The 220-nt window shown below is 40.0% G+C and carries 1 pseudogene; it reads right to left on the reverse strand.

What is annotated here, in order from left to right:
- Positions 1 to 220: pseudogene (locus V6255_RS18605) on the reverse strand (NAD(P)(+) transhydrogenase (Re/Si-specific) subunit beta); the annotation flags it as partial.

Genomic DNA, 220 nt, shown 5'->3' on the forward strand with positions numbered 1-220 from the left:
AACCTGAGTAAGAGTTAAGCATAGAAACAACTACTGGCATATCTGCACCACCAATAGAAGCTACTAAATGCCATCCGAATGCTAATGCAATCACTGTCATAAAGATTAATGCAGTAAGACCTAAGTCACCACTTACAAAGCCAACCAGTAATAATGCTCCTGAAGTAACCGCTGAAATATTGAACCAGTTCTAACCTGGAAGACATAACGCAGCACTGTT

Source organism: Psychromonas arctica, from assembly GCF_038155225.1.
Lineage (GTDB): Bacteria > Pseudomonadota > Gammaproteobacteria > Enterobacterales > Psychromonadaceae > Psychromonas > Psychromonas arctica_B.